Origin of the sequence: Rheinheimera sp. KL1 (assembly GCF_001275035.1) — a bacterium.
Classification (GTDB): Bacteria; Pseudomonadota; Gammaproteobacteria; order Enterobacterales; family Alteromonadaceae; genus Pararheinheimera; species Pararheinheimera tangshanensis.
Map to the genome: position 1 here is coordinate 64,443 of NZ_LAMX01000004.1, position 13,927 is coordinate 78,369.

General features: G+C 49.3%; 9 protein-coding genes. 4 read left to right on the plus strand and 5 right to left on the minus strand.

Annotation, left to right across the window (positions count from 1 at the left end):
* The first annotated feature begins 162 nt into the window (after nt 1–162).
* From WH43_RS01550 to WH43_RS01565, 4 genes are read left to right on the plus strand one after another with little or no spacing between them, the layout of a single operon-like run.
* A complete protein-coding gene (locus WH43_RS01550) occupies nt 163–900 on the plus strand; it encodes a SapC family protein (RefSeq protein WP_053422905.1) in 738 nt (245 codons plus the stop codon).
* A 23-nt stretch (nt 901–923) separates the two neighbouring features.
* Complete coding sequence (locus WH43_RS01555) at nt 924–1,955, plus strand: cupin-like domain-containing protein (protein ID WP_053422906.1); 1,032 nt, start codon at nt 924–926, stop codon at nt 1,953–1,955.
* Nucleotides 1,956–1,994: 39 nt separating this feature from the next.
* The gene (locus WH43_RS01560; RefSeq protein WP_053422907.1) at nt 1,995–3,476 is read left to right on the plus strand and encodes a tryptophan halogenase family protein; all 1,482 of its coding nucleotides are present in this window, start codon (nt 1,995–1,997) and stop codon (nt 3,474–3,476) included.
* Nucleotides 3,455–4,162 carry a DUF6445 family protein gene (locus WH43_RS01565; RefSeq protein WP_286049387.1) on the plus strand — a complete coding sequence of 236 codons (708 nt, stop codon included), beginning with the start codon at nt 3,455–3,457 and terminating at the stop codon, nt 4,160–4,162. The genes WH43_RS01560 and WH43_RS01565 overlap by 22 nt, the downstream gene beginning before the upstream one ends.
* 87 nt (nt 4,163–4,249) lie before the next feature.
* On the opposite strand, the gene WH43_RS01570 is transcribed toward WH43_RS01565, so the two are convergent.
* Genes WH43_RS01570 through WH43_RS01590 form a run of 5 tightly spaced genes read right to left on the minus strand, consistent with a single transcriptional unit; the run spans nt 4,250 to nt 13,762 of the window.
* Nucleotides 4,250–6,169: a sialate O-acetylesterase gene (locus WH43_RS01570; RefSeq protein ID WP_053422909.1), complete on the minus strand. Its 1,920-nt coding sequence runs from the start codon at nt 6,167–6,169 to the stop codon at nt 4,250–4,252.
* 13 nt (nt 6,170–6,182) lie between these two features.
* Nucleotides 6,183–8,771: a glycoside hydrolase family 3 protein gene (locus WH43_RS01575; RefSeq protein ID WP_053422910.1), complete on the minus strand. Its 2,589-nt coding sequence runs from the start codon at nt 8,769–8,771 to the stop codon at nt 6,183–6,185.
* Nucleotides 8,772–8,793: 22 nt separating this feature from the next.
* The gene (locus WH43_RS01580) at nt 8,794–11,244 is read right to left on the minus strand and encodes a glycoside hydrolase family 3 N-terminal domain-containing protein (RefSeq protein ID WP_053422911.1); all 2,451 of its coding nucleotides are present in this window, start codon (nt 11,242–11,244) and stop codon (nt 8,794–8,796) included.
* Nucleotides 11,245–11,268: 24 nt separating this feature from the next.
* The gene (locus tag WH43_RS01585; protein ID WP_053422912.1) at nt 11,269–12,270 is read right to left on the minus strand and encodes a glycoside hydrolase family 43 protein; all 1,002 of its coding nucleotides are present in this window, start codon (nt 12,268–12,270) and stop codon (nt 11,269–11,271) included.
* 4 nt (nt 12,271–12,274) lie between these two features.
* The gene (locus tag WH43_RS01590) at nt 12,275–13,762 is read right to left on the minus strand and encodes an MFS transporter (RefSeq protein ID WP_053422913.1); all 1,488 of its coding nucleotides are present in this window, start codon (nt 13,760–13,762) and stop codon (nt 12,275–12,277) included.
* Nucleotides 13,763–13,927: the final 165 nt, after the last annotated feature.

Consider the following 13,927-nt stretch of genomic DNA (forward strand, 5'->3'; position numbering starts at 1 on the left):
CCGTAAAAATATAGGTAGTATTTACCTAAAGTAATTGGAGTTGCAGCGCGACGACAAGTGATTGAGTCCCCAGTCACATAGTAGCCTATGTGACTGGGGTGAAAGAGCGTAGTCAACAAAGCTGCAGCTCCAAGTTCGAAGGGTAAACAGGAAAATAACTATATGACAAGGCATGTGTTACTCAATAATATCGACCATCAAGATACCCGCGTTATCCACTACTTTGGACCGGAGTTTGGCGACAACCTGCACAGCGCTCTGGTGTTTCCCACTGAATTTACTGAACTGCAAAAAGAATATCCGATCCTGCTGCGTAAAGATGATCCACAAGGCGCTTATCAGGCCATCGCTTTGTTAGGTTTTGCCGCAGCTGAAAATTTGTATCTGAACAACCAGCATGCCACAGGTTGGGATGCCCGTTATATTCCGGCCAGTATTGAAAAGGGTCCTTTTTTAATTGGTTTTCAGCGCTCTGGCGCTCTGCAGGATGAAAAGCCGGACGCCGTTGTCCATATTGACATGGCCCATCCCAAAGTCAGCTCAGTACAAGGCCAGCAATTATTTTTAGCTCAGGGCGGCAACAGTCCTTATCTGGAGCATATCTCTGCGCGACTGGATACTATCCATCAAGGCTCGGTCTTAGCACCTGTGTTTTATAAAGCGCTGGAACAACTGGAGCTGGTTGAAGCCGTCACTATCGAATTTACGCTCTGCACCAGTGAAAAGGTGCGCTTAACAGGCAACTATTGTATCAACGAGCAACGACTGGCAACTTTGCCTGCCGAGGCGTTAGTGCAGCTACAGCAGTCCGGCTTTTTGCCGCTGGTTTATGCCATGGTATTTTCGATGAGCAATATCCGTCATTTAATTGATCGCAAAAACAACAGCTTGCGCCAATAGAGCCCGGAGTAACATCAAAGGCTATGTTAAAAGTCAGTCGTACCACCACAGCAATTCAATGCCCAAGCGGCGAGATCCCAGCTGAAGTGCTGTCAGGCGCAGAGCCTGTGATCCTCAAAGGGCTGGTGAGTCATTGGCCTTTAGTGCAACTGGGTCAGCAAAGTTCTGCTGCTGTAGCAGATTATCTTTGCAGTCATTACAACGGTAAAACCACACAGGTTTTTTATGGCGCTCCGACGCTGAATGGCCGCTATTTTTACGATGAAAGCTGCCGCGCTTTCAATTATGAAACCCGATTGGGGCAGGTCGATCAGGTACTGCAGCAAATCCTGCAGTGGCAGGAGCTGGAACAGCCCCCTTCTGTCTACATCGCCTCTAATTTGCTCAGTAGCCATTTTCCATCGTTGCGGCAACACAATGATATTCAGTTGCCCAAACCGGCAGTGAATTACGAGACTGAGCCGGATAGAGTCAGTATCTGGCTGGGCAACAAGTCGCTGTCCGCTTGCCATTACGACTCCTCAGAAAATCTGGCCTGTTGTGTACTCGGCCAAAGGCGCTTTACTTTGTTTCCACCGGAGCAAATCAGTCATTTATATCCGGGCCCATTAGAGCCAACACCTGGTGGTCAGGTCATTAGTATGGTGGATTTTGATAAGCCGGATTTAGAGCGTTTTCCCGACTTCCCCAAAGCAATAGCGGCAGGCCAAATTGCTGAACTGGAACCAGGCGATGCGCTGTATTTACCCAGTATGTGGTGGCATCAGGTGGAAGGCTTAAGCTGCTTTAATATTCTGATCAACTACTGGTGGAGCACTGCACCCCGCTATACAGGTTCAGGTATGAATTTGTTGTATCACGCCTTGTTATGCCTGCGCGATAAACCTGAACACGAACGCAAAGCCTGGCAAGCTGTACTGAATCATTACATTTTTGACGATCCAAAAAAGGCTGGACAACACCTGCCAGAACAAGCCCGTGGTGTGCTGGGTGAGCTGGACGAGATGCAGGCCAGACAGCTGCGCGCCATGCTGCTCAACAGATTAAACCGCTGATCGATATAAACTTATTATAAAAATCACAGGGGATAGACAATGCAACAGGTTAAAAAAGTAGTGGTCGCAGGTGGTGGTACAGCAGGTTGGGTAGCAGCTGCGGCTTTATCCAAACGCCTGCAAGGCCTGATTGAAGTGGTGCTGATAGAATCTGAAGAAATTGGCACTGTAGGTGTTGGTGAATCAACAGTCCCCCCTGTACAGCTGTTTCATAATCTGCTTGGCATAGACGAACAGGAGTTTATGAAAGCCACAGATGCGACCTTTAAACTGGCCATTTCCTTTGAAAACTGGGGGCAGACTGGCGATCAGTATTTCCACCCTTTTGGTGTCACAGGCAAAGGTAGTTTTTTAACCGACTTCCAGCATTATTATCTGCATGGTTTAACTTTGGGCGTGGACGCGCCTTTTGGCGATTATTGCTACGAATTACAGGCCGCTAAACAACACAAATTTGGCAAAACCGACAAATCCAACATTAACTATGCGTATCATTTGGATGCCGGCCGTTACGCCCGCTTCTTACGCAAGTTCAGTGAAGATTTAGGGGCTGTGCGTATTGAAGGCAAAATTGCTCAGGTGCAGCAGCATGTTAATGGCGACATTCGCTCTTTAGTGCTGGAGTCAGGCCAGGAAATCACTGGTGACTTATTTATCGATTGCACCGGTTTTAGAGCCTTGCTGATAGAGCAAACCTTAAACACTGGTTACGATCACTGGGATCACTGGTTACCCTGCAATAAAGCTGTGGTTGTGCAAACAGAACCTGGCCCAAACATACATCCGTACACCAGAGCTATAGCCCATGACAGTGGCTGGCAGTGGAAAATCCCACTGCAACACAGAGGAGGCAATGGTCTGGTCTATGCCAGCGACTATTTATCGGACGAAAAGGCGAAGCAACGTCTGCTGGATGGACTGCAAGCTCCAGCCTTGTTTGAACCCCGCGTCTTGAGTTACCAGACAGGGCGGCGGAAAAAACTCTGGAATAAAAACTGTGTGGCTATTGGTTTATCCAGCGGTTTTATCGAACCGCTGGAATCAACCAGTATTTTTCTCTTTATGAGTGGCATTATCCGTTTATTACGACTCTTCCCCTTTAATGGCGTCACCCCAGCTTTGATGGATGAGTACAATCAGCAGTCTATTACCGAAGTGGAAAAAATCCGCGACTTTATTATTTTGCATTACCACCAGACAGAACGCAGCGACAGCCCGTTTTGGGATTATTGCCGCACCATGCCTATCCCAGACACACTGGCGCACCGGATTGAATTATTTAAAGAGAGCGCTCATGCCTTTCAGACCGGTGACGAAATGTTCCGGCTGGAATCCTGGAGCCATGTCATGCTGGGGCAACGGCTGAAGCCGAACAGTTACCATCAGTTGGTAGCGGCTTTAAATCAGGGCGAATTAAGCCGTCATCTGCACAGTATCAGAGAAACTATTAACGCAGCAGTAGACAGATTGCCGTCACACCGCGACTTCCTGCGACAGTATTGTCCATCAACTATCAGCTGATCACAGTCATGCAGATCAGCCGGTTAAAAATTGGGCACGAACAATCGCCACTGTTGGTGGTGGATAACTTTGTGCCTGCACCGCAAAGTCTGATCGACTATGCAGCCAGCCAGACATTTCTGGCCAATTCACCTTATTACCCCGGCATAAGAGCCGCAGCTCCTGCGGCCTACCGGCAATTTATGCTGCATAGCCTGCAAGACACTTTGCTAGAATTTTTTCAGCTGCCAGCAACAACACTTGGATTTTCAGTCTGTCATTTGTCTCTGGTGACCACGCCACCAGAGCAATTGAAACTACTGCAACGTATTCCACATTTTGATACCACAGAACAACATGCGCTGGCCGCTGTACATTATTTATTTCAGGGTGCTCAGGGCGGCACAGCCTTCTACCGGCATCGCAAAACTGGATTTGAATGCATAGATGAAAGCCGCACGCTTGACTATTACCGTGCTCTGGAAGCTGAAAATAACGGCCCCCATTTGCCAAAAGTCAGCGATGGTTATATTCAGGGCGATACGCCGCTGTTCGAACAAATTGCAGTGCAGCCCGGAGTCTTTAACCGCTTGATTGTGTATCGCCGCCATGCCTTACACAGCGGCGTCATTACCCAAGACACTAACTTGTCAGCCGACCCGAGGTTAGGCCGGTTAACCATCAGCAGTTTTATTGACCTGTCGTAACTTGTAGGGGCCGTGGCTTGTCCCGGCTCTGTCCATCTGTACCGCGGTATCAGTAGACGGGCGGATACAAGACCCGCCCCTACCGATTCATTTCGTTATTTTTGCTTCAAAAGGCCCGGCAGGTAAGCCTTCGCTGTTGAAAAGCACAGCCTCCGGATTATCGGCCCAGCCATAACGCACTTTAACTGGTGTTTTGATATCAGGGTGCGACAACACTAAGTGCTCACCTTTGAGCTGAACCTGTGCCCAGCGATACTGACCATCAGCACCTGCTATAGCGAAGCTGTTGCCAGTGCCTTTTAGCACTAATCCCTTAGCGCTGTGACTAAATTTAACTATCAGCTTGGTACCTTCTGCAGTCACAGCCGCCAGTTCCGGCCCCTTATAATCAACTGTTTCGCCCAAAGCCACAGCACGGGCTGTTAAGGCCAGCCGCTGGCCTAAAGTTTTTTTATCGACCGGATGAATATCGTTCCATTCGCCTGTGTCGATAGCTACCACCATAGCAGTGTTAGCTTCAGCCAGGCTTTGCCGCTGAGCTTCACGTAAACCAGCCCAGGCGCTGTCGACAGGTTCTGCTGTTTTTTCCAGGTAATTGGCCAGTTGCACAAATAAAAACGGGAATGGGTTGTACTGGCCTGTGCCTTGGGCCCACTTGGCGCGCCAATCGCGGATCATGGTAGTGAATCGTGGCTGATAGTCTTTATAAGCACCCACATTAGATTCTCCCTGATACCAAATCACCCCTTTGATCGGTAAAGCAGTTAAAGGCGCCAATAAGCCATTGTATAAACCCAGAGGTTTCCAGCGGATAAAGGTATCACCAGGTAAATTATTTGCCGTCGCTGCGGTTTGCATTTTCCATTCACCAGTCAAAGGGAATGGATTGGCGTCAGTGCCCAACCAATAGGGCTTGTCCGGCAGAAAACCTGTTTTGCCATTGGTCGCTGTTACCCGCACTGCAATCAGGTTAGTCCCGGCTTTTAACACTCCGGCAGGTAATTCATAACGACGTGGCGGATACATATACGTGGTATGACCCACTTGTTTGCCATTGATATAGACCTCGTCGGCATCCACTATTGAGCCCAGGCGTAAAATACTGGCTTCCTCTGCTTGTGCCGCTGTCAGCTCTATGGTTTTACGCAGCCACCAGACACCGGTAAAAGGCTCTGCTCTGAAGCCCGGCACTGTGAAACTTTGCCAATTACTGTCATCCAGAGTTTCGCTGAACCAGGGTGTTTTGCTGGTTAAACCCGGATCACGGCGCTGCAAATCACCATACCAGCTGTCATTTTTATTTTTGTCAGCCGCGGTAATGGACTGAATTAATTTGTCATCACGAAACCGGATCCCTTCAGCCAAAGCGTCAGGAAAAGGCCGCAATGCTTCCTCGCTCATCCAGGCTTCGACAGGCGAGCCACCCAGGGCATTATTTAAAATGCCGATCGGCACGCCGTTATGGCGGAATAAGTCGCGACCAAAATAAAAAGCCAAAGCCGAGAAGTTCGCTATTGTTTGTGGACTGGCGGACACCCACTCACCGCCACTGAAATCCTGTTGTGGCGCTTTAAAGTTGTACTCTTGTGGCACCTTAAACTGACGGACCAGAGGGTAGTTGGCACTGGTTAAGTCCTCTGGATAAGCCTCAGCCACCCGCGCCATTTCCATTTCCATATTGGACTGACCGGACGCCACCCAGACATCACCAAAATAAATATCCCTGAGCTCAATCTGGTTGCGGCCTTTAAAACTTAACTGGTGTGGCCCACCCGCCTGCTGAGCTGGTAATTGCAGTACCCAGCGACCCTGTTTGGTTTTGACCTGGCCCACTAACTGGCCATTAAAGCGAACTTCAATGGCTTCATCGGCAGCAGCCCAACCCCAGAGCGGAATAACAGTGTCACGCTGTAACACCATGCCATCACTAATCAACTTAGGCAGACGAATATCAGCTTGAGCTAAAGGGCTCAGCAGTAAAGCGGCAGTGAGTAAAATTCTGAACATAAAAACATCCTTGTTAGTTACCACACTGGCCCTGGCCTTCATTTTCTGCCAGCCGTACTTTCGCCAGTTGCAGCTTAAAGCCTGCTGTAGCTGTCAGCACTAAAGGCTGACTGATTTTGCTCAAATCAAAAGCGCTATTGGCTGCAGTGAAGCAGCGTAATGGGATCTTCAGGCTCTGCCAGCCTTTACCATTCATGCGACTGAAATAGCTGCTGAAATCCAGAGTAGATATACAGTTCTCGCCACACTGCATCGCTACACTCACTTTACCAGGAGTGGCAGCCACTACCTGATACTCCAGTTCCAGCGTCATATCGCCATTGGCCTGACGGCTTAGATCCAAAGTCACGCCCTGCGCATGATTTAAAGCTACAGCTGCGTCCTGATGGAAAGTCAGCAACACTGAATCTTCCTGTTGCAATCTGTCTGTGGCCACAGCTTCCAAAGCGCCGCCAGCAGATTTTTGCAGCGGTTCAGTCACTACTGTCCGCTGTCCCTTGTCCAGTAATTGCAGCTGCCATGGATTCACCGCTTTACCGGCGTGCAGATAACGGCTGAAGTTCAGCACCTGATCGGCACTGATACCCGACTCTTCGCTTAGTTTTGCCAGTTCGGTTTTGTCGCTGTAGCTTAAGCCATACCCATAAGCAAACTGCGGCTGATAATTTGTGTCACCCAGATTCAGCAACTCACCCGTCGCTTTGGCAGGCCAGGAGAAGGATAATCTGCCCTGAAAATCATGGCGGATTTCACCTTCAGCCGAACGGATCAGCAGATCCGCCACAGCACCCCCTTCGCTGCCTGGTAAAAAAGCGGCGACAAAAGCATCGGACTGATTTAATTCAGGATTAACCCACAAAGGCCGGCCCGATAAAAACACCGACACTGTTGGAATACCCTTAGCTTTTAATTCAGTCAGAATTTGTAAAGCCCGGCTATCATCAAAAGCTAAATGGCTGCGATCACCAACAAATTCGGCATAAGGTTCTTCACCAAAGACCACAACGGCCACATCAGGTTTGTCAGTAAAACGACCATTTTCGCTCAGCTCTGCGCTGCCACCCCCAGCTTCTACCGCTTTTTTAATACCGGCATAAATAGATTCACCGTTCGGGAAGTCAGAGTTTTTATTACCTGAACCCTGCCAGCTTAAAGTCCAGCCACCACTTTGTTTGCCGATATGATCTGCACCATCCCCTGCCACTAATACCTTGCTGCTGGCTTTAAGTGGCAGCAGCTGCTGGTTATTTTTCAATAACACCAAAGACTTACGCGCAGCCTGACGAGCAACAGCTCTGTGCTCCGGACTGCCAAGTAATTCATAACGCCCCGCCAAAGGCCGCTCTGAAGGTTTTACCTGCTCAAACAAGCCCATTTCGGCTTTAATTCGCAATACACGGGCTACGGCTTCATCCAGCCGCTGCATCGGAATTCGGCCATCTTTGACCTGGGCTAAAGTGTTCTGATACAACTTTTCCCAGCTGTCCGGCGCCATAAACATATCCAGGCCACCCAGTAGCGAATTAGCGCAATCTGTGGGGGTACAGCCCTTGACCTGACCATGACCATTCCAGTCACCTACCACAAAACCGTCAAAACCCATCCGCTCAACCAGCACATCATTCAGCATAGGCCGATACCCATGCATTTTTTCGCCAAACCAGCTGTTGTACGACGCCATCACTACACGAGCTCCCGCTGCTATAGCACTGTAATAAGGCGTGCCGTGGATATCGCGCAACTGGGCTTCGGTATGTTGGTTATCCCCCTGATCTTTGCCATCTACAGTGCCGCCATCCCCGAGAAAATGTTTCACTGTCGCCAGCATATGCTGGCCTTTTAAAAAGTCGGCAGAGCCGGGTACACCCTGAATGCCCTGCAGAATATGAGGCGCATAAGAGGCCACCAGTTGTGGGTCTTCAGCATAAGATTCATAAGTGCGGCCCCAGCGGTCATCCCGTACTACCGCAATAGTGGGCGCAAAAGTCCAGTCCAGGCCTGTGACCTGCATTTCTGCAGCAGTCACCCGGCCTATCTCGCGCATCAACTCTGGTTCACGCATAGCGCCCAACCCTATATTGTGCGGGAAAATAGTGGCGCCTTTGACATTGCTATGGCCGTGTACAGCGTCTGTGCCCCACATCACAGGGATATAAGGCCGGCCATCGCTGGTGTCTGTGCTGGCCTGCCAAAAAGCATCGGCCAGTTGCAGCCAGGCGGCAGCACCCGCTCTGTTGTCCCGCCCTGGTGCTGAGTTACCGCCATTGAGCACAGATCCCAGATAATAATCCCGCACTTGTTGTGGTGTGACTGAGGCTATATCGGCCTGAATAATCTGCCCCACCTTTTGTTCCAGACTCATCTGGGCCAACAAAGTTTTGATTTTGTTTTCTATCGCCTCAGTGCGGGCTATAGGCTGCGGCTGCAAAGGCCAGTTGGCAGGAACAATCACAGGTTTTTCAGCTGAGCTTTGACTGGCGGCCTGTTCAGGCACAGCTTCGGCTGTCTGCACCGCAGGTTGACCACAGCCCGTTAACGCCAAACCACCAGCCAGCATCAGCAAACCAGTGCTGAGTTCTTTCCGCTTCTTTACCTTCGCCATCGCCTTTGCTCCCGCCTGCCTGCTAATAAATACGTGCCTGACTTAAATACGCTTTGTTGGCACTGACCTCTGTGATTTTACCTGTGATCTGAAAGCTGCTGTTTAACCGGATATCTGCCGAAGAGCTGCCAATCATCAGTTTGATTTCACCGGGCTCGACCACCCAGTTCATTTGTTGATCAAAAAACGCCAGCAGGTTCACCGGCAGTTTAAATTCAACATTCTTCTGCTCGCCCGCTTTGAGCGGCACACGGACAAAAGCTTTCAGCTGTTTTACCGGACGAGTCACACTGGCCGCAGGATCCTGAATATACAGCTGCACCACTTCGGTCGCATCAAACTGACCGCTGTTACGCAGGGTCATGCTGACTGTCACTTCGCCATTGGCTGTGGCTTTGCTGTCATCAATCTTTAAAGCGCTGTAATCAAAGCGGCTGTAACTCAAACCATGACCAAAAGGATAAAGTGGGCTGATGTCATCAAACAGATAACCTCGTTTGGCAGAAATTTTATGGTTGTAATAACTTGGAATATGACCGGCGCTACGCGGGAAAGTCAGAGGTAATTTGCCGGAAGGGCTGACTTCGCCAAACAATACATTCGCAAGTGCGCTGCCGGTTTCCTGTCCCAGATACCAGGCTTCGATAATAGCTGGCATAGACAAGGCCAGCTCACCCAAAGCTAGAGGACGACCATTGGTTAATACCAGCACCAGCGGTTTACCCGTCGCCAGAATAGCTTTGGCTAACTCGACTTGATTGCCGACTAAATCTAAACTGCTGCGATCGCCCAAATGGCTGTCGGCCCAGGCTTCACGCGATAAACCCTCGTTTTCGCCTAACACCAAGACCACAGCATCAGAGTTTTTCGCCAAAGCCACAGCTTGTTGTAATAAACCTTTGCGGTCGTTGTCGTCAGCTAAAGCTATATCGTCATAATTCCAGCGCTGCATCGAATAAGTACCTGCTGCTTTGCTGCGCTCTGCTATATCGCTGGTGACAAAAGCCGCTTGTTTAGCCGGAGTTTTTGTTAAATCCTGAATCAGCTTAGTGCCTGGAGCAAATTCTACTTTGGCTTTGCCTTGCAGTTTTTGCCGAAGGCCATCGACAATACTGACGGTCTGGCGCGGAATACTGCTGTAGCCGCCTAATAACACTTCATCCGCATGAGGGCCAATCACTGCAAGTTGTCTGATTTTGTCGGCTTTTAGCGGCAAAGTACCGTCATTTTTCAGCAGCACCATAGACTTTTCAGCCACCTGACGGATAAAAGTCCGGTCTGAGGCTGCGCCCACTAGGGCATCCGCTTTACTGGCATCAACATAAGGCTGTTCAAACAAACCTAATCTGAACTTCAGCGCCAAAACCCGACTGACAGCTTTGTCTATTGCCGCTTCATCCAGTTGCCCCGATTTCACTAAAGCCGTTAAATGCGGGAAGGTTTTTGGATCCGGAGTTTCCATGTCCACGCCAGCTAACAAAGCAGCTTTGGCAGCAGCAGCCTCGCTGTCGTACAAACCATGCCGGCTACTCAATTCTTCAATGGCAAAATAGTCACTGACAATCACACCGCCAAAGCCCCATTGCTGGCGCACTACATCTTCCAGCAAAGGCTTATTGACATGAGAAGGTATGCCGTCAATTTCGTTGTAGGACGCCATAATACTGCCGGCATGTGCCAGCTTGACCGCTGCTTCAAAAGGCGGCAAAAACACTTCATGCAGCTCACGTTCACCAATAAAAGCCGGTGCTATATTAACGCCGGCCGCTGGCTGACCATGACCTGTCAGATGTTTTAAAGTGGCCACTACTTTATCTGCGGCAAAAGGGCCTGTTTTCCCTGTTTTGCCCTGAAAACCTTCAACTGCAGCCACGCCCATAGCCGACATCAGATACGGATCTTCCCCCATGGTTTCTTCAATCCGGCCCCAGCGTGGGTCTCGGGCTATGTCTAACACTGGAGTTAAAGCCCAGTGCGAGCCAGTCGCGCGCATTTCGCGGGCAGTCAGCGCATACAAGTCATGCATATCCTGCGGTGACCAACTACTGGCCAAAGCTATGGCCTGTGGAAAACTGCTGGCATCAAAAGCGGCATACCCATGCAAGGCTTCTTCATGCATCAGGGCCGGAATACCCAGTCTGGTATTTTCCTTTAACCAGCGCTGCAATGCATTGTTAAATTCTGCGGTTTGCTCTGGGGTTTTAAACTCGCTGGGGCGGCCTATATGACCAATACCCAGTGGTATTAATGCTTCGGCTTTTTCCGGCAGAAACTGTAGATTTTTATCTTCCAGAGTGCGGCGTTGTTGCCAGACGGTTTGCAGCTGAGCCACTTTTTCTTCCAGCGTCATGCGGGACAACAAATCCTCTACCCGCTGTTCTGTGGCTAAACTGGCGTTTTGATAAGGCTGCTGAGCCGAAGCTGCAAAAGCGACGCCTAAACCCAGCACCGCAGAGAGAAGTTGTTTACCCACTCGAACCTCCTGTGAAATCCCTGATTAATCCCGGTAGGGCTTTAAGGTTTGAATCTTGCCAGCCGCGTCATACTGAATTTCCGCCATCTTGACTGAACGTAAATGGGTGACGCCTTCGGACAAAATAGAGTCGTGGTAAAACAGATACCATTTCCCGTCAAATTCACAGATCGAATGGTGAGTGGTCCAGCCGACCACAGGTTCTAAAATCCGGCCCTGATAAGTAAAAGGTCCGTACGGGTTATCGCCTGTGGCATAACATAAAAAGTGTGTATCACCTGTGGAGTAAGAGAAGTAGTATTTGCCCTGATATTTATGCAGCCATGACGCCTCAAAAAAGCGTTTGTCTGTATCACCTGCTAACAGCGGTTTACCTTGTTCGTCCAGGATCAGCACTTCACGCGGCGCTTCGGCAAACTCCAGCATATCGTCGCGTAATTTAGCTACTTTGGGCCCTAAAGCCGGTTCCTTAGCTGTAGGCTCGGCATAATCTGCGCTGTACTGGTTGTTACGGTAATTTTGTAGCTGTCCACCCCAAATGCCGCCGAAGTACATATAAAAACTGCCGTCATCGTCTGCGAACACAGCCGGGTCTATCGAATAGCTACCTGCTATAGGCTCTGGCTGAGCTTTAAAAGGCCCCACAGGCGAATCCGCTACAGCCACACCAATCTGAAAAATGCCATCTGGTTTTTTCGCCGGAAAATAAAAGTAATATCTGCCGTTTTTTCTGGCGGCATCCGGCGCCCACATCTGACGTTCTGCCCAGGGCACATCCTTGATATGTAAAGCCACGCCATGATCCACAGCAGGGCTTTGCGGATTATCCAGCGACAACACATGGTAATCCTGCATACCAAAGTGATCGCCGTTGTCGTTAAAAGGGATACCCGCTTCAATATCGTGCGACGGATAAATATAAATACGGCCGTCAAACACATGGGCCGAAGGGTCGGCTGTATATATGTGTTCTACCAAAGGTTGAGAAATAGCCTTAGCTTTTAGAACTTTTAAATCCTCAGACATTGTCTTACTCCGTTTGAGCTAAACCAGCAGCAGCTCGACGTTCATTCATCTCCTGCTCAATCTGGGTTTCTTTGTGTTTGTTAATTTCATACAGACAGATGCAAGCCACACCAAGCAGGAAAGGCGCTGAGGCATAAAGGCTGACAGATAATTGGATACCATGAATAGTCTCTGGCGACTGAACCGCCAGCTGGGCGTCATAACCATAATGCGCCAGAATACCGGCCACCAAAGCGCCGCCTATACTCAGACCCAGTTTCAGACCAAAAATCATCGCAGAGAAAATAATAGCTGTGGCACGACGATGGTTTTTCCATTCGGAATAATCTGCCACATCAGCGATCATGGCCCACAACAGTGGAATAGTGATGCCATAAAAAAAGCCATGTAACAGCTGCGAACTAAACACCAGACCTATAGCGTCGGCAGGAAACAGATAAAACGCCATCACAAACAAAGTGGAGATAAAAAGCGCCACAGCAAACACATCTCTTTTGCCAAAACGATCGGCCAGCGGCTTGGAAAAGCCTATACCGAAAATCATGCAAATAATGCCACCTGCATTAAACAAGCTAAAACCTGAAGTGGCCGCATCTTTAGGCCAAAGGAATTCAGTCAGGCCCATGCCGGTCAGCATGGCGTTTAAACCGGCAATAAAGGCATTAAAACCGATATCTTCCAGAAATAAAGCAACTTGTTGTTCATTCAGGTAGTTTTCGAAGTAAAAAATATACATACCTCCTTTCAGCGCCAGCGTAATAAATACCAACACTGTCAGCACCAGCATAATGGCCCAGGGACGGTTTTTCAGCAGATCACCAATGTCCTGACGAATAGTTGAGCTTTGTGCGCTGCAGGTCATCACCCGCTCTTTGGTGGTAATAAAAGTAATAAGGAAAAACACAATACCAACGCAGGCAAACAGCGTCATGGTGTTTTCAAAACCTACGGCTTTATCGCCGTCTCCCAGAATCAGTACCAGCGGTAATAACAAGGCCTGAATAATAAACTGCGCCACCATCACAGCAACAAAGCGGTAAGCCGACAAGCTGTTACGGTCAGCCATATTGCCGGTCAGAACCCCACTTAAGGCTGAATACGGCAGGTTATTGGCGGAGTACACCAGCACCAGCACTACATAAGTAATAAAGGCGTAGGCAATTTTGCCTTCCGGGCTGAAATCCGGTGTGCTGAAGGCTAATAAAGCAATGACACCAAAAGGCACTGAAGTCCAGAGGAGCCAGGGCCTGAACTTGCCCCAGCGGGTTTGAGTGCGGTCGGCAATAATGCCCATAATAGGGTTAAAACAAGCGCCAATTAAGCCACCGATAAAAATAATAGTGGCAGCGGCTGCAGCCGGGATCTGGTACACATCTGTGTAGAAAAAAGCCAAAAAGGTCATCAGGGTCTGGAAAATTAAATTGGCCGCCAGGTCCCCGAGGCTATAACCGATTTTTTCGGTCACCGACAATTTTTGTACTGCTGTTTGCATATCAATTCGCCTGTTGCTGTTTTACGCCCGCTGCATGCCGGCTGTTTTTATGTTGTATACCTAAGTCATTTGAAGTTGCCACTAAGCTGCAGCTTCAAGGACGACAGGTATTTTCTGACCTTAACATACATCGACAGTTACCAAAGCGGACTAACGGAATGTACT

What these genes read in the sequence shown, in the direction of transcription:
- WH43_RS01550 (WP_053422905.1), top strand. Translation starts at nt 163, where the DNA reads ATGACAAGGCATGTGTTACTCAATAATATCGACCATCAAGATACCCGC.
- WH43_RS01555 (WP_053422906.1), top strand. Translation starts at nt 924, where the DNA reads ATGTTAAAAGTCAGTCGTACCACCACAGCAATTCAATGCCCAAGCGGC.
- WH43_RS01560 (WP_053422907.1), top strand. Translation starts at nt 1,995, where the DNA reads ATGCAACAGGTTAAAAAAGTAGTGGTCGCAGGTGGTGGTACAGCAGGT.
- WH43_RS01570 (WP_053422909.1), bottom strand. Translation starts at nt 6,169, where the DNA reads ATGTTCAGAATTTTACTCACTGCCGCTTTACTGCTGAGCCCTTTAGCT.
- WH43_RS01575 (WP_053422910.1), bottom strand. Translation starts at nt 8,771, where the DNA reads ATGGCGAAGGTAAAGAAGCGGAAAGAACTCAGCACTGGTTTGCTGATG.
- WH43_RS01585 (WP_053422912.1), bottom strand. Translation starts at nt 12,270, where the DNA reads ATGTCTGAGGATTTAAAAGTTCTAAAAGCTAAGGCTATTTCTCAACCT.
- WH43_RS01590 (WP_053422913.1), bottom strand. Translation starts at nt 13,762, where the DNA reads ATGCAAACAGCAGTACAAAAATTGTCGGTGACCGAAAAAATCGGTTAT.